The sequence below is a fragment of the Butyrivibrio sp. VCB2001 genome, assembly GCF_000423965.1.
GTDB lineage: Bacteria > Bacillota > Clostridia > Lachnospirales > Lachnospiraceae > Butyrivibrio.
Map to the genome: position 1 here is coordinate 183,998 of NZ_AUIZ01000006.1, position 15,238 is coordinate 199,235.

At 45.2% G+C, this 15,238-nt stretch carries 14 protein-coding genes, 1 tRNA gene and 1 pseudogene; 11 read left to right on the forward strand and 5 right to left on the reverse strand.

Annotation, left to right across the window (positions count from 1 at the left end; all coding sequences use genetic code 11):
- Positions 1–104: 104 nt before the first annotated feature.
- The 5 genes and pseudogenes from G589_RS0108800 to G589_RS0108820 form a co-directional block, all read left to right on the forward strand.
- Positions 105–317 (forward strand): annotated as a pseudogene (locus G589_RS0108800) (hydrolase); the annotation flags it as partial.
- Positions 317–904, forward strand: coding sequence for a nitroreductase (locus tag G589_RS0108805; RefSeq protein WP_026521861.1), 588 nt, complete (start codon positions 317–319; stop codon positions 902–904). The pseudogene G589_RS0108800 and the gene G589_RS0108805, both read left to right, overlap by 1 nt.
- Positions 905–922: 18 nt before the next feature.
- Positions 923–1,120 carry a hypothetical protein gene (locus G589_RS0108810; protein ID WP_026521862.1) on the forward strand — a complete coding sequence of 66 codons (198 nt, stop codon included), beginning with the start codon at positions 923–925 and terminating at the stop codon, positions 1,118–1,120.
- Between the two features lie 163 nt (positions 1,121–1,283).
- Complete coding sequence (locus tag G589_RS0108815) at positions 1,284–1,763, forward strand: DUF2798 domain-containing protein (protein ID WP_026521863.1); 480 nt, start codon at positions 1,284–1,286, stop codon at positions 1,761–1,763.
- 116 nt (positions 1,764–1,879) lie between these two features.
- Positions 1,880–3,073 (forward strand): NAD(P)-dependent oxidoreductase, encoded by a 1,194-nt coding sequence (locus G589_RS0108820; protein WP_026521864.1) that lies wholly within the window; start codon positions 1,880–1,882, stop codon positions 3,071–3,073.
- A gap of 20 nt (positions 3,074–3,093) precedes the next feature.
- On the opposite strand, the gene G589_RS0108825 is transcribed toward G589_RS0108820, so the two are convergent.
- The 5 genes from G589_RS0108825 to G589_RS0108845 are packed head-to-tail and all read right to left on the reverse strand — an operon-like array spanning position 3,094 to position 9,790.
- Positions 3,094–4,422 carry a HAMP domain-containing sensor histidine kinase gene (locus G589_RS0108825; protein WP_026521865.1) on the reverse strand — a complete coding sequence of 443 codons (1,329 nt, stop codon included), beginning with the start codon at positions 4,420–4,422 and terminating at the stop codon, positions 3,094–3,096.
- Positions 4,419–5,141, reverse strand: a complete 723-nt coding sequence (locus tag G589_RS0108830) for a response regulator transcription factor (RefSeq protein ID WP_026521866.1) — start codon at positions 5,139–5,141, stop codon at positions 4,419–4,421. The genes G589_RS0108825 and G589_RS0108830 overlap by 4 nt, the downstream gene beginning before the upstream one ends.
- 37 nt (positions 5,142–5,178) lie before the next feature.
- The gene (locus G589_RS0108835) at positions 5,179–7,557 is read right to left on the reverse strand and encodes an ABC transporter permease (protein ID WP_026521867.1); all 2,379 of its coding nucleotides are present in this window, start codon (positions 7,555–7,557) and stop codon (positions 5,179–5,181) included.
- 29 nt (positions 7,558–7,586) lie between these two features.
- Positions 7,587–8,405 (reverse strand): ABC transporter ATP-binding protein, encoded by an 819-nt coding sequence (locus G589_RS0108840; protein ID WP_035775719.1) that lies wholly within the window; start codon positions 8,403–8,405, stop codon positions 7,587–7,589.
- Positions 8,405–9,790, reverse strand: a complete 1,386-nt coding sequence (locus tag G589_RS0108845; protein ID WP_026521869.1) for an efflux RND transporter periplasmic adaptor subunit — start codon at positions 9,788–9,790, stop codon at positions 8,405–8,407. The genes G589_RS0108840 and G589_RS0108845 overlap by 1 nt, the downstream gene beginning before the upstream one ends.
- A 217-nt stretch (positions 9,791–10,007) precedes the next feature.
- Here G589_RS0108845 and G589_RS0108850 point away from each other — a divergent pair, with 217 nt between their 5' ends.
- The 6 genes from G589_RS0108850 to G589_RS0108875 form a co-directional block, all read left to right on the forward strand.
- Complete coding sequence (locus G589_RS0108850) at positions 10,008–12,584, forward strand: PEP/pyruvate-binding domain-containing protein (RefSeq protein ID WP_026521870.1); 2,577 nt, start codon at positions 10,008–10,010, stop codon at positions 12,582–12,584.
- Between the two features lie 46 nt (positions 12,585–12,630).
- Positions 12,631–13,368 (forward strand): GNAT family N-acetyltransferase, encoded by a 738-nt coding sequence (locus G589_RS0108855; RefSeq protein ID WP_026521871.1) that lies wholly within the window; start codon positions 12,631–12,633, stop codon positions 13,366–13,368.
- 23 nt (positions 13,369–13,391) lie between these two features.
- Positions 13,392–14,327: a DUF4037 domain-containing protein gene (locus G589_RS19375; protein WP_051192276.1), complete on the forward strand. Its 936-nt coding sequence runs from the start codon at positions 13,392–13,394 to the stop codon at positions 14,325–14,327.
- 49 nt (positions 14,328–14,376) lie between these two features.
- Positions 14,377–14,449: transfer RNA gene (locus G589_RS0108865), tRNA-Ala, on the forward strand.
- A 26-nt stretch (positions 14,450–14,475) separates the two neighbouring features.
- Positions 14,476–14,796 (forward strand): SCP2 sterol-binding domain-containing protein, encoded by a 321-nt coding sequence (locus tag G589_RS0108870; protein ID WP_026521872.1) that lies wholly within the window; start codon positions 14,476–14,478, stop codon positions 14,794–14,796.
- Between the two features lie 240 nt (positions 14,797–15,036).
- The coding region (locus G589_RS0108875; protein ID WP_026521873.1) for a transposase at positions 15,037–15,238 on the forward strand (202 nt) is incomplete at its 3' end.

The following is a 15,238-nucleotide window of genomic DNA, read 5'->3' on the forward strand; positions in this document are numbered from 1 at the left end:
GACACCGTGGGGAAAACTCACCAGGATATTTCCTGTGCGAAATAATAACCCAGGTGGCTGAAGCAGGAATCCACTTCCGTCATAGACGGTGGTGGTAGTTCAAGAGACCGTCAAAGAGCACCAAGGACATGGAGCTTAAGTCTCTTAAGAAAAAGTATAAGAGCAAGGGCTTTGCAGCCGGCTGTTCAAGGGAAGTAATTGAGCGAGGTGCACAGCAGCTTGGCTGGGAGCTTGATAAGCTGCTTACAATGACACTTCAGGCGATGGCTGCAGAAGAAGACCTTATTAACTCGGAGATGGCTAAGGAGGCATCATAATGGAAGCATTAGAAGCTATTTTAACTAGGCGCAGTACAAGGAGATACAAGAAAGAGATTCCGGATAAGGAGCTGATAAACAAGGTCATTGAGGCAGGAAGATATGCTCCGAGCGGCTCAAACAGCCAGACTACACATTTTATTGTGTTTACGGATGAAGCAGTACTTGCTGAAATGGCGGAGCTGGTATGCGGAGAGTTCGCAAAAATGGAGATCAAAGAAGATACCTATATCTCGTTAAAGAACTCTATAAATGCAGCAAGGAAAGGTGGCTACGTTTTCCATTACGGAGCTCCGGTTTATATTGTTACCGCCAATAAAAAGGACTATGGAAATGCTATGGCAGACAGTGCCTGTGCTCTGGAAAACATGATGATAGCTGCCAATGCGTTGGATCTTGGATCATGCTGGATCAATCAGCTTCACTGGCTTGACAAGAACGAAGAAATTAGGAAATTCATGTACAGATATGGCCTTAATGAAGACGAGACGATAACCGGTGGACTTATCATTGGCTATCCTGAGAGCGGAGAGCCTGTCAGGGAGCCACTTGAGAGAAAAGGAAATCCGGTAACCTGGGCAAATTAAAAAGAAAGAGATAGAACCATGAGTAAACAAGACTTATTAGATCTTATAGACAAAGCAGGAAAGGGCAGCATAGAAGCAGCCGAAGCCATAGCCGAAGGATACTTCAAAGGCTCTTTTGACGGAAAAAAGAACTTGGAAAAAGCCAGGAAGTGGGCTTCCTACGCAGCAAAACACGGCAGTGAGAAAGCAGCTGAGATACTTGCGAAGCTGAGTTAAAATTCCCTATTACACAACCAAAAATTTTCTGCTATAATCACTACTCGATGCAAAAAATATATGAAGATATTGAGCTGGTATTTATTGGAAACGCACACCCTGTGGTGATAACGAACAACACGCCTTTGGTCTTCCCCTGGACAATGAAAGGAGAACCCCAGGTATGTTACCACAGAATAAGTTTCAAGATGTTATTTTCACTCTGTTCATGGCATTTGTCATGGTCTATGCAATGATCTGCTACAACATTTCCCTAAGCGTAGGAGGAATGCAGAATTTCGTGTTCCTCGCAGCATTTAAAGAGATCATAATCATGTGGCCTATAGCTGTAGCTTTAGAGCTTTTGTTTGTTGGAAAACTGGCGCAGAAACTGGCCTTTAGATTTGTTACACCGGGAAAAGACCCGATGATCATGATTGTACTTGCTATCTCAGCGATGTCAGTATGCCTGATGTGCCCACTGATGAGCCTTGTAGCAACAATCCTGTTCAAGGACGCAGGCGCAGAATTCGTAGCAGTATGGCTTCAGACAACAGCTTTGAACTTCCCGATGGCGCTCTGCTGGCAGATTTTCTTTGCCGGACCACTTGTTAGAAATGTATTTGGATTCTTTGTTAAGACTATAGGAAAAGGGAAACAGTAAGTAAAACAGTACACAATATTCCACTTTTATGCAAATGTAAACGCTTACAAGGAATATGTTCAAATGATATAAATGGAACATGAAGCAAAAAGCTATATAAAGTGGAGGAGTATGATATGTCTGTACATGTTATCGATGAAGCAAATCGCTGTTTACAGTGTACCAACCCCAGATGCAGGGAAAACGGATGCCCGATTCACACCAATATTCCTAAGATGATACATCTTTTCAAGGAAAATCGGATGATGGAAGCTGCGGAGATGCTCTTTGAGAATAATCCGCTCTCCATGATATGTTCTCTTGTGTGTAACCATGGGAATCAGTGCGAGGGAAATTGTGTAAGAGGAATAAAAGGGGAGCCTGTTCACATTTCTTCGATTGAGAATTACATTTCCGACTCATGTTTTGAGAGGCTTGATCTTAAGCCTGCTCCCTCAAACGGAATGAAAGCAGCTGTTATTGGTGCAGGACCTGCGGGGATCACTATTGCGATAATACTGGCACTAAAGGGATATTCCATCACTGTCTTCGAGACTCATGACAAGATCGGCGGAATACTTCGCTACGGAATTCCGGAGTTCAGGCTGCCTAAGTCCATTCTGGACAGATATTACAAGAAGATGCGTGAACTGGGCATAAAGTTCAGGCCCAATTTCTCCATCGGCGGATCCACCGGAATAAAAGACCTTTTAAATGATGGCTATAAGAGTGTGTTTATCGGTACAGGAGCCTGGAGACCAAGAAAGCTCGGTGTTCCCGGTGAGACCTTCGGAAATGTCTTTTACGCAATAAACTATTTAAATAACCCGGATGTTTACGAGCTTGGAGATAAGGTTGCGATAATCGGCGCAGGAAATGCAGCCATGGATGTTGCAAGAACTGCCATAAGACACGGCTCAAAAGATGTTGTTGTCTATGTAAGAGGCGATGAAGTCAGCGCTTCGCCCGAAGAATTTGAATATGCCAAGGTTGACGGTGTGAAATTTGAGTACAGAAAGTCTATTGTCAGGATCGAAGACGACGGACCGGTATTTAAAGATGATGAGAACAGAGAAAGCCTGGTTCCTGCTGACAGTGTGATAATCGCAATTTCACAGGTTCCTCAGGACAGGATCGTAACCCGTGAAAAAGACCTAAAGCTCAACGAGAAGGGCAATCTTGCCACAGATTCCAACGGAGAAACTTCGCTTCCCGGTGTTTTCGCATCCGGAGATGTGGTTACGGGCGCCAAGACAGTTGTTGCTGCAGTTGCAGTATCCAAGCAGATCGCAGAGGATATGGACAGATATATGAAGTCTAAGAAGGACTGATAAGGCCGGAAATATATGGCTTATACCTTCCTTAGTACCAGTTCCACAACGAAACCGTTGTCGTTGTAATACTCCATGCCTCCGCCCTGTTTGTTCATGTACATCTTGCAGAGGTACATACCAAGGCCGTATCCGGATTTGTCGGTGGAGTTCTTTCCGCGATAGTATTTCTCAGCGATGAGTGGAAGGTCGTCTTTATCGACGCCTGGGCCGTTGTCGCGGATCCTGATCTTTATGAAGCTCTCGCTTTTGCCGTTTTCATTCGGGATATCGTCTGCTACGGAGAAGCTCACGGTGATGTCCGTGCCGGCGTATTTGGCGGAGTTTCCGATGATGTTATCGATTACCTGTTCCATGCGCTGTCTGTCCATGTAGACAAGGCAGGGATGGATGTGGTTTTCGAGTATGATATGTCCAAAGGAGGAGAGGCTCTTTATCCTTTCCTCGATGAGAACCGAGCTTTCCTCGGTGACATTAATACTTATCTTTTCCATGTCTTCTAGGCTGGCATGCATAACATCGCTTAGGAGCGAGCTAACGGTGTCGGCCTTGGCAGATATGGTTCTTACTTTATCAAGAGTATCGTTACATTCTGTAATATAGCTGTCTTTGTCCTGAGCTGATGGGGCAGAAGAGAACTCTTTTAATTTCCTTGAATATTTAAGGTCCAGAACATCGCAGGTTGCATTGATGACAGCCAGCGGAGTCTTTATGTCGTGACTTAGGCCCTGAATAAGCTCTTTTCGCGCAATCTCAGCTGTGCGCTCTCTGTCGATGGAAAGCTTTAGCTGTTCACGCATGAGATCAAAGCCTTCCACGAAGCTGCCAAACATATTTGTTCTGCGGATGGGAAGGGGCTTATCAAGGTCGCCCTTTGCGATATCTGTTGCAAAATCTTTGAGTTCTTCGATGGGTTTTAAAAAGACTGTGTACATGTACAACAGCAAAAGATAGCCACAAATGAGCACTGCCAGCCACAGTGCCAATGCGACTTTTAAAATCTGATGTTTGGTATTATCAAAGTTATCTTCCCTGTCATTCCAGGCAACTTTCCCGGCGTACTGACCGTCGACATTAAGGTCCAGCACCAGAGCGCCTGAGGCGTAGAGCTGGGAAAGCTCCGGATCGTCGATCTCTTTTGCAAAAATGATGTGACAGGAGTATTTGTCCTCCACGTCGGTCTCAGACATTCCGCTTTCTAGGTCGCTGCTGACCTTGTGGAGCTGATCGTTGTAAAAGACGATATCTCTTTTGCCATAAACCGTCTTCCTGTTCAGGGTGTAGAACAGGAACAGTATAAGTAGCATAAATATGGTAAAAGAAATAAATATCCGCTTTAAACTCTTCATGGCAGCTCTAAAATGTATCCTGTTCCCCAAACAGTCTTTATGAGCCTTGGCTCATTTGGGTTCTCCTCAATCTTTTCCCTAAGTTTCCTGATGTGCACGTTTAGCGTACTGTCGCTGAAATATGTATCTCCCCACACTTCGTCAAATAGGACTTCCTTCCTGACTATGGTGTCGTGATGCTTGTATAGGCAGTCCAGAAGCGCGTATTCCTTGGCCTTGAGTGGTATGCTGTTGCCGTCTATGATGACCGACATGGTAGGACTGTCCATTGCAAAGCCGCTATCATTGCCGGACTGAGCCGTGTCTGCAGGTGCATCCGCTTCTGGCGCCGAGCTTTGAGCGTTTTTCAGCTGGGCTATCCGCTTTAGGTTTACCTTGACCTTGGCCAGCAGCACCGATAGGCTGTAGGGCTTTTTGATGTAGTCATCGCCGCCGATGGACAGGGCGATCAAAACGTCATCATCACTCTGTCTTGCGCTTATAAACAGGATCGGAAGCTGCATTTCTTCGCGAAGTTTTTTGCAGACATCAAAGCCTGAGCCGTCGCCCAGGTTAATGTCCAAAAGCACCAGATCTGCCGTGTTGCCATCATCAAAGAAACTGAGGCAGGATGCGGCGCTGTCCACAAACTCCGTGGAAACGTCAAACATCCTGAAATACTCAGCAGTCATCTTGGCAAGTTCAGTTTCATCATCCACAATAAGACAGTTGTAGTGCATAGTTTATCTCCGTATGGATTATTGTATCACAAAGTGCCTATTCTTCGGTAATCATCTTAACCGGCTCCAGGGTTTTTATCCTGCGACCCATGAATGCGGCGGTCAAAAGAGCTACTCCGCAGATGATAATTGCAGTAAGAAGGTACGATATCGGCTCTATATTGAAGTTGATCTTCTTAAATCCGAATATTGCCATGGTCGCTACCATCAGCTTGGTGCCAAGGATAGGAGAGAGCAAAAGACCTGTCGACACGCCTATCAGTATCGAAGGCATGTTGGACATCATCACCTGCCCGATGAGCTGACGGGAGGTAAAGCCCAGGGCCTTGCTGACGCCAAGATTCCTCCACTGCTTGTTGATATTGGTCCTGACGATCAGGGACTCAACAAAGGCCACGATAAGGATGGTAAGGAACGTTACAAAGAAAGCAAAAGCTTTCATTCCGCTTGTAATAAGGCCAACCGTCTGGTGCGCAGCCTCCTGATAGTCTGTTACCGTCTCTTCGGGATAGAGGTCTTTAAACTCTTTTTCAAATTCTTTAAAGGTCACACCGGGCTTAAAAGTGACGCAGACCTGCATGGTTTCCGGAAGGGCTGTGACCTTGGAGAGGCCTTCTGTTGTCATAAAGGCCATCATTCCCATGTTGTTCATGGTCTGGGATATTCCGCATACAATATAGGATTCCTCGGCCATATCGTTCTTGACCATTACCACGTCGCCAACTGATGCGCCAAGCCTCATGGAGGTATTGGTGGCCAGCATGACTTCGTTGGGGTATTTTGGCCAGCGGCCTTCAATAATTGATCCGCCCACAATCGTCGATGTATCTGAAAAAGACCTTGTGGTGATAGATTGCTTGTTTCTCTTGTAATAGTAGTTGACGCTCATCCAGACCTCGCGCCTGGTGTTTTCTACGCACTTAAGGCCCCGGATGGTGTTCTCCATAGCCTCATCACCTGAGAAGAATGCGTCATATACATCAAAACCACCCATTTCCAGCACACCGGCGTCATTTCCGTAGGTATCCATCATGCCGAAGGCAACGATGGTAGATATAGAGAGGATCATCATGATAAAGATGACTCCGAGCTGGTTTCTGAATCTTCCGAAGGTATCCTTTAGAGCGAGAGTAACTGCGATCGGAAGAGCCGTTTTGTCGAAGGAAAAGAGATTTCTTTTAAAGTTATGCGTATTTACGCCGCCTCTTAAGGCTGATAAAACGCTGACTTTGCTGTACTCTCGTCCAAGATAGACGGTAAGGAGAGCAACGAGCAGGCAAATTCCTAAGAATACGCCAAGTGCCACAGTGATGTTCACGGGTTGGTTCCACTTAAGACCCAGAGTTATAAGAATGATGATTCCAATCTTGTCTATGAGAAGCGCGCCGATAACAATTCCAATAAACGCTCCGATTCCGGCCACAAGCAGAAGCTGGCATAAAAGAATCAGTACCAGTTCCCTGACGGTATAGCCTGAAGCCTCCATGATAGCGGTGTTTTTCATGTTTGTCATAATGAAGTTCTTGACACTGAAATTTATAATAACAATCGCTATTGTAAGCATGATCACCGCAAAAAGGAAGATCATTATCACAAAGACCATAGGCAGGATCATGGAACCTGTCTTCATGAGTTCAGCGGGAACAATATTGACACTGGTCATTTCGGCATCGGGATGAGCTTTGGAGTATTCGTTGTACCAGTTCATAAGATCGTCGCCAAGTTCATCCGAGAGTGCATTTGTATCAATGTGCTTCTTTTTGGCAGTATCTGTAAGCTGTGTCTTTAAGTAACGGCCTTCAAGGGCACCCTTTGGGTTTTCAAAGAGTATGGTTTCATAGAGCTTATCAGATACATACATTTTGTAGATTCCCATATTCAGGGGTGAGCAAAAGAGATTGTCCTCATTGTAGCCTGCTACGTTAAGATCATAGACGTTATCGCCTATCTTAAGCTGCAGAGTGGAGCCGATATCAAAGGTGGTACTCAGCGAAATCGGGATTATAACATCATGTCCCGAAAACCCGGATGCATCGATACTAAGTGTCTGGATCTTCATTTCTTTTTCGTAACTGCTGATGTAGAAGGGGTATTCGATCCAGGTCTTGGAGCCCTTTAATCTGTATTTTGAGCTGCATTCCATGTAATTTTCAGTCTCATAGTTTTTGAGATAAACATTGCCTTTTATTATTTCTTCGAGCTTGGCTATGACAGGCTCGCTGTGTCCGCATAATGCGAAGATGTCGGCGGAGTTTATCTTTTCTCTGTTGGTATCGACAACCTTTCCTGTATCGGCCAGGAAAGAAGCGCTTATAAAGATAAAAAGGGCAGAGAGAGCGGAGAGGATAAAGAAGGTGATCATGTCGCTCTTTTGCTTTTTTATGTTGTTCTTAGCAATAAAGAAAAATCTGTACACTGTATGTTCCTCTTTCAAAAAGGTAAGGATTACCAGCCCATGTCCTGAAGGAAATTCTTAAGGCGCTGATGGCGCTCTTTAGCGTGTTCAAGATCAGGGTTGGACACATCCTTGTAATCCCCGGCGTAGGGACCGAGGTCGATTTCATCACTGATAATTCCGTCTGAGAGGTAGATTATCCTGTTTCCGCGCTCGGCGGCTTTGATGGTATGCGTTACCATTACTATGCTCTGGCCCTCGTTATTGAGGTTTGAGAGGATGTTCAGGACGTTCTCTGTGTTCTGGGAGTTTAAGGCGCCTGTCGGCTCGTCTGCAAAAAGAACTTCCGGACTGTTTATAACGCCTCTGACCACCGCAACTCTTTGCTGCTGGCCACCGGACATCTGGGTGGGGAACTTGCGGAAGTCGGCCTCTCCGATCTCTACGCTCTCTAAAAGCTCTTTTGCCTTGTTTGCGAGAGCCTTTCTGTCGGTGTTCTTTAAAAGGCCGCAGACCATGACGTTGTCCAGGGCGCTCATGCTGTCATTGAGGTAGTTCTGCTGGAAAACAAAGCCCACGTGATCGCGCCTGAACATAGCTAGCTTGTCGTTGCTGAAGTTCGATATATCAGTCTCTGTGCCGTCTTCGTCAGTATAGTACGTTATGGTGCCCATGCTGGGCCTGTCCATACCGGAGAGAGCATATAGGAGAGTACTCTTACCGGATCCGGAGTTACCCATGATTACAGTAAAATCCCCTTTGTATATAGAAATATTCAAGTTTTTCAGTACGTGCTGCTGCACGGAATCATTTGAAAAGGTCTTGGAAAGATCTTTTGCACTTAGTATTTTCTGCTTTTCTATTGACATTATTTATTCACCTTTACGCCCATTCCGTCGGTTATTTCCACAGAATCCTTCCATACCACAAGACATCCTTCGTCAATGCCGGACTTAACTTCGACCATATCATCGCTTCTAAGGCCGCACTCGACAAATTCTTTTTCCGCCTTGCCGTCTCTTGCGACAAAGACATAGCTGCCTTCCTCATCCTCGTTGAGGGCCTCAAGAGGAATGCGGGTAACATCGGTGAGATCGGAAGTGTGGATCCTCGATTTGGCTTCAAGTCCAAGGATAATGTCGCTGTCAGGGTCATTTAAAGTTATCTCAATGCCGATACCTGTGCCGGTTCCGGAGTCTTTGGTCATGCGCTCGATTCTTGAAACCTTGCCTTCATAGTCTTTATTCTTGATGTTTACTGTGGCTGGCTGGCCTTCTTCAATGTTTACTATATCATACTTGTTTACACTGCTTTTTATTACTATATCAGATATGGACTTTAAGGTGAGGAGTTTTGCGCCTTTGGCAACGCTGCCACCTTCTGTGGCATCGATCTGGGTCACAACACCGTCAAACTCGGCGCGGATTCCCTCTTTTGCCTTGGCATAATCCTCGAGCTCAAGGGAGGTGGCGAGCTCATTGGATTCTTTTACGGCTGCGAGCTGATCCTTGGCGCCGGAGGTCATAAGACCCATGACGGTGCTGGCTTTCTGGCTTGTCATTTCTGCTTTGTATTCCTTGTAGTTTGCAAGCTGAGTGTTCAGAGCGTTGAGCTCTTCCTGCATCTGTACGATGTCGTCAGCGTATTGCTGCTCATAAGCATTGGTCTGAACAAGCTTCTGAAGGTTCTCGTACTCATCGGAATCAGGCTTGTCGGCCCAGTCGATAAGAGATATCTGGAGCTTGGCACCAAAGTCTGCAAGATCCGCTTTCCTCTGAGCCAGCTTGTTCTGGGTATTTGTAATGGCTGTTTGTGTGTCAGCTATCTGCTGGTCAAGAACCGCAAGATTTGTCTTGGCCTCTGAATAAAGACCTGCTGTACGGCCGCCTGTCTGCATGGAATTGTTGTAGCTTCCAAGATCGGCCTGGGCTTTGAGCTCTGCCATGGTTTCAAGCTGCTCAATTTCCTCGAGGTCGTAGGAGATGATGAGATCGCCTTTTTTAACAAAATCGCCTTCCTTTACATGGATGGTAGCGATCTTGGCAGTTACATCCGAATAGTAGCTTCGGTCTGTATTGCTCTCAACGGTTCCGTTAACCTCAACTTCACTGTCGATGACGCCCTTATCAACGACGTAGGCGCTTACTGACATTGCTGCGTTAGAACTGATTGAAACGCCACCTACTGTGAGTACTGCGATGGCAGCGGCGATTATTATAAGTAATCTCTTGTTTCCCAATAATTTTTTAATCATAACGTTATCCCTCATACTTAATCGTTTACGTGTGTTACTATACTTACTTTACCGCGATAAAATTAATAAGTCTTAAGATGTCTCTTGCGTAATTCTTAATTGATTCTTAAATGTCAGAAGATATATAATATTGATGAAGGCAAAGACGCTTTTTATTCAGAGCGTCTTTGTCTTTTTTTATTTATCAAATTCGTGTCATGTCACGGGAGGTAGTACTATGGCAGCATTTGACAGAGTGTGTTCCGGAATTATGCAGATGGACAAAGCTTTTGACAACATCAGGCTTGGCGATAACGTTGTATGGAGGGTTGACGACCTCGAAGAGTTCAAGCTCTTTGTACAGCCCTATGTCAAGCAGGCGATAGCTGACAAAAGAAATCTTATCTACATCAGGTTTGCATCCCATGAACCACTCCTGGAAGAGCAGGAGGGACTTAAGATTGTTCATGTTGAATTAAACCACAGGTTTGAGAACTTTACTGTGGAGATCCATGAGATCATCAGCAAAGAAGGACGGGATGCATTCTATGTCTTTGACTGCCTTTCTGACCTTCAGACAGCCTGGGCTACAGATCTTATGATGGGTAACTTCTTCCAGGTGACATGCCCGTATCTGTTTATCCTTGATACGGTGGCGTTCTTCCCGCTTATCAGAGGCAAACACTCATTTCAGGCCATAGCCAAGATCAGGGATACAACGCAGCTGTTTCTGGATGTTTATTCTGATAAAAAGAACATCTATGTAAGGCCCGACAAGGTCTGGAACAGGTACTCGGAGGTCATGTTCCTGCCACATATCTATAATCCGGAAAACGGAGATTTTTATCCTATTTTGGATGGAGTTATGGCCAGTCATTTCTATCAGGTCCTGGGCAAGACCGGCTCTGTGACTGACTCCGACAACATGGATAGCTGGGACAGGTTTTTTAACATAACAAGAGTTATGCATAAGGCAGGCGCAGATGTCAGCGATAATTGCGGACGAATGTGCAATATCATGATGACCCGTGATAAGAAGCTTCGCAGCATGGTAAAAGAGCTTTTTACCCCGGAAGATTATTTTTCTGTAAAAGAGCGCATGATAGGAACGGGGATGATCGGCGGAAAAGCCTGTGGAATGCTGCTTGCAAGAAAGATAATTGAGCACAGGATGCCGGAAACATTTGAATATCTGGAGCCTCACGATTCCTTTTATATAGGTTCAGATGTCTTTTACACATATATTGTTGAAAACAAATTCTGGGATCTTCGGATAAGGCAGAGGACTAAAGAAGAGTTCTTTTCCCTGGCTGATGAATTTGCTGAGAGGCTCCTTAAAGGCTCTTTTTCCAGAGAAATGGAAGAGCAGTTTGTTAAACTCCTTGAATACTACGGTCAGGACCCTATAATCGTCAGGTCCAGCTCGATACTGGAGGACGGATTCGGGAATGCGTTTGCGGGCAAATACGAGTCGGTATTCTGCTCAAATTCAGGCAGTATGGAGCAGCGCATCGAGGAGCTGGAGAACGCCATAAGGACTGTCTATGCCAGCACTATGAGCAGGTCTGCTCTTGATTATCGCAGCAGAAGAGGCTTGCAGGATAGAGATGAGCAGATGGCTCTTTTGGTGCAGAGGGTTTCAGGGTCTTACTACGGTGAATTCTACATGCCATGCGCTGCGGGGGTTGGTTATTCCTACAGTCCGTACAAGTTTATGGAATCTCTGGATCAGTCGGCGGGAATGCTAAGGCTTGTCATGGGGCTTGGAACGTCGGCTGTAGACAGGACGGAAGGCTCATATCCGAGGCTTGTGAGTCTTGATAAGCCACTTGCCACCAATGCCAGGAACTCCATTGAAAAGCATCAGTACTCGCAGAGAAAACTTGAAGTTATGAACAGGGCATCCAGGAAGCTTGAAAGGATATCGCTTGATGATATAGAGAAGTACATGCCATTTTCACTAAGGCGGCTTTTACTGGAGCACGACACCGACACTGAGCGGATGTTCAGGGACAGAGGTGAGGACAGGGATATTGAGTTTATCTCGTGCCTGGGAATTGTCAGGAAAGAAGCGCTCATGGAGCAGATGAAGGAAATTCTGCATGTTATCCAGGAGGAATATCAGTATCCGGTAGACATAGAATTTACCATGAATTTTTCTGAAGGCGGAGACTATGTGATAAATATCCTGCAATGCAGGCCTCTTCAGGTGTTTAAGGACACTGAGAGCATGGAGATTCCTGAGGATATTGCGGGCGAGAATGTGCTTTTTGAGTGCAGAAATTCTGCGATGGGACTTTCCAGGGCTGAAAAACTGGACAGAATCGTCTACGTGGATCCCGTCAAATACTACAGCATGCCCTATCAGGACAAGAATAAGATAGCAAAAGCCATCGGTCACATAAACTGGGAGATGAGAGGTAAAGGAAAGCACATGCTCCTGATGGTGCCGGGAAGAGTCGGTACGACGTCTCCCGAGCTCGGTGTACCCACTTCTTTTGCGGATATCAGTGAGTTCGATGCAGTCTGTGAGATAGCAGATTCTAAGGTTGGATACAATCCTGAGTTGTCCTACGGAAGCCACTTTTTCCAGGATCTTGTAGAGGCGGGAATTCTTTATACGGCGATTTTTGAGAATGGGAAGACGCTTGCCTTTGAGCCTTCGCTACTTGAGAAATATGAAAATGAGTTTTCGGAGCAGACTTCGGAATACTATGAGTTCCGGATGGTTATTGCGTCTTACGACGTTTCCGGGGACAACGTGTATATTTATCATGATATGAATAAGGAGCACACTCTTTGCGTACGGAGGTAAGTTTCAATGTTATAATGGTTTAAACTTATCCAATGGGAGCGAAGATATGAACGACATATTATGCAGACAGCTTTCTATAGACTATTGCTGCAGCCCGGAAGACGTTCTTGATGAGCAGAATCATTTTACTGAGCATAGCTTTATTGAGGGCAGGCGTAGATATCATGAGAAGGAAGACTGCTATCTTAAGCTTGTTCTGGTGAATGGAAAGATTCTTTTCACAGGGAGAAAAGACATCGTAGAGTGGTGCAGAGAGAACTATTCCGAAAAGGGTTCTGAGTGGTTTTTGGAAGTTAAGAACATGCGCAAGTTAAATGAACGCTTTGCGCAGGACGGATATCAGATCGGAATGGCGCATCCGTTCTATATTTCAGAAACTGTCTCTGAAGTCGATACCAAAGGCTACGATATTAAGTGGTATAGAGGAAAAGAGATAGAGCAGTTCAGGGACGATGGCAGATTCTATGAGGCTTTTACCTTCTGTGAAACAGCGCCTGACATAATCGGTGTCGCAGCAATCAAGGATGGAGTCATCCTCGGAATGGCAGGAGCAAGTCTGGATAGTCCGCTTATGTGGCAGATCGGCATCAATGTCGAGCCTGCCGGAAGAAGGCTTGGAATCGGCAAGATACTGGTGTCGCTTCTTAAGAATGATATACTTGAAAGCGGACATCTTCCATATTACGGAACATCCATGGGCCACATAGCTTCACAAAAGGTTGCGCTCGGAGCTGGCTTTATCCCTGCATGGGCAGAGCTTGTGACCGATAAGATCACGAATTGAGGCGTAAGATAAACGTACAGATTATGAATTCAGAGATTTTCGACAAAAGCAGGCGCTTTTTTGAGAATAAGGTTGCGCCTATGATCCATGAGAAGTTTGCTGAATACGAATCACATATAGCAGTTGGACTTTCGGGAGAAGGGTCCGACTGCTTTGGTTTTGATGACTTTATTTCCAGGGATCACGACTTCGGAACCGGAGTTTGCCTCTGGCTATCTGAGGAGGATTTTCACCGGTTTGGAAGACTTCTTTCCATAGCATATAACGAGCTGGTAGACAGTACTCCCGGGGCTGATCTTACTGACAGACTTCGTCAGAGGAGAGGCGTCATGACTATAAACGGCTTCTATTCGTACGTTCTTGGGACCGAAATTGACGCTGAAGAAAACCTTATTACTGATGATGTGTGGAGAGCGCTGGATCATTCCTGCCTTGCAACTGCTGTGAATGGCGAAATCTTTAGGGATGATCTTGGTAAGTTTTCTGCATTTAGGAAGACCCTTCTTGATTATTATCCGGAAAAGATATGGAGAGAGCGAATAGCAAATGAACTCCACAGGTTCGCTTCATCACTTCAGGTTAATTATTCAAGATGCATGGCCAGAAAAGATACCGTTGCTGCTGAGATCTGCAAGGCAACAGGGCTACAGGCTGCAATGGAGCTGTTTTTTCTTTTAAAAAGAGTTTATCCGCCATATTACAAGTGGACGTACAGGGCGCTGGAAGAGCTTGACTCAGGCGGAAGGTTCAGCAGACTGGTAAAAGAGCTTGCTGAAGCAAATTGCGCATTATCAGCTTGGGAGCATATCAGATATATGCCTGATAACCTGAATATGAGCGATAAGGTGGTGGTATTATCCGAGCAGATTGCTGAAATGCTGGTAAAACTGCTGGCGGGAGCGGATTTGGTTGATGCACAGGATACATATCTTGAAAAATATGTGGATGAAATTCTGTGATCCGACGGAGGAGCACACTTTAGTGATATAATATAAATAATCACGAATTGGGGCATTAGCGCAGTTGGGAGCGCATCACACTGGCAGTGTGGGGGTCACGGGTTCAAGTCCCGTATGCTCCATTAATACGAGAAGGAGGATTGTGCAAATGAAATTCGAAACTGTATTATCCAAAGTCAGAAAAATGGCTGAAACCGCCGATGTATCTGGCGTAGATTTTCTTGCAGTACAGATCAATCTCACAGACTGTGATCCCGGAGTCTTCTACGTTGAGGTCAAGGACCATAAAGTTAATGTAGAACCTTATGACTATCACGACAGAAACTGCGCAATCACGATGAAGTCTGATGATTTCAACAAGCTCATCAGTGGTAAGCTTGATCCGATCGCAGCATTCACGATAGGTAAGCTGAAGGTGGACGGAGATGTGGGTAAGGCATTGGAGTTCTCCAAGCTGATTAAGAAATGAATACAGGTGGTATATGATGCCCATATCAGCAAAAACTAGCTTATGCCGATATGGGTGTTTTTTGATTTAGGGAATTTGTGGCAAAATGGAAGGATATGGTCTCCGTGACATGACAAAATCAGACACAAGAAGTAATGTCCATATAATGGTGTAAATTCAAAAATTAATATTAAAAGAGCCAAAGGCTCACCTTTAGGTATAATAAAGTCACCACAACCAATTAACCGGAGGTATAGCTCAATGGCTCAACTAAATATTACTTTAAACCAAGAAGAAATACTACAGTTACTTTCATCTAATCGTGATGATGCATTTAAAAAGCTTTTACAGGACAGCCTTAACAGTATCTTAAAAGCTGAGTCCACAGAACAACTTAAAGCAGAGAAATATGAGCGTTCTGAGGAGAGAACTGATAGTCGTAACGGCACTAGAGAACGTCAAC

Bases quoted from the DNA above. Each gene is read 5' to 3' on its own strand.
- G589_RS0108805 (WP_026521861.1), top strand. From the start codon at position 317: ATGGAAGCATTAGAAGCTATTTTAACTAGGCGCAGTACAAGGAGATAC.
- G589_RS0108810 (WP_026521862.1), top strand. From the start codon at position 923: ATGAGTAAACAAGACTTATTAGATCTTATAGACAAAGCAGGAAAGGGC.
- G589_RS0108815 (WP_026521863.1), top strand. From the start codon at position 1,284: ATGTTACCACAGAATAAGTTTCAAGATGTTATTTTCACTCTGTTCATG.
- G589_RS0108820 (WP_026521864.1), top strand. From the start codon at position 1,880: ATGTCTGTACATGTTATCGATGAAGCAAATCGCTGTTTACAGTGTACC.
- G589_RS0108825 (WP_026521865.1), bottom strand. From the start codon at position 4,422: ATGAAGAGTTTAAAGCGGATATTTATTTCTTTTACCATATTTATGCTA.
- G589_RS0108830 (WP_026521866.1), bottom strand. From the start codon at position 5,141: ATGCACTACAACTGTCTTATTGTGGATGATGAAACTGAACTTGCCAAG.
- G589_RS0108840 (WP_035775719.1), bottom strand. From the start codon at position 8,405: ATGTCAATAGAAAAGCAGAAAATACTAAGTGCAAAAGATCTTTCCAAG.
- G589_RS0108845 (WP_026521869.1), bottom strand. From the start codon at position 9,790: ATGATTAAAAAATTATTGGGAAACAAGAGATTACTTATAATAATCGCC.
- G589_RS0108850 (WP_026521870.1), top strand. From the start codon at position 10,008: ATGGCAGCATTTGACAGAGTGTGTTCCGGAATTATGCAGATGGACAAA.
- G589_RS0108855 (WP_026521871.1), top strand. From the start codon at position 12,631: ATGAACGACATATTATGCAGACAGCTTTCTATAGACTATTGCTGCAGC.
- G589_RS19375 (WP_051192276.1), top strand. From the start codon at position 13,392: ATGAATTCAGAGATTTTCGACAAAAGCAGGCGCTTTTTTGAGAATAAG.
- G589_RS0108870 (WP_026521872.1), top strand. From the start codon at position 14,476: ATGAAATTCGAAACTGTATTATCCAAAGTCAGAAAAATGGCTGAAACC.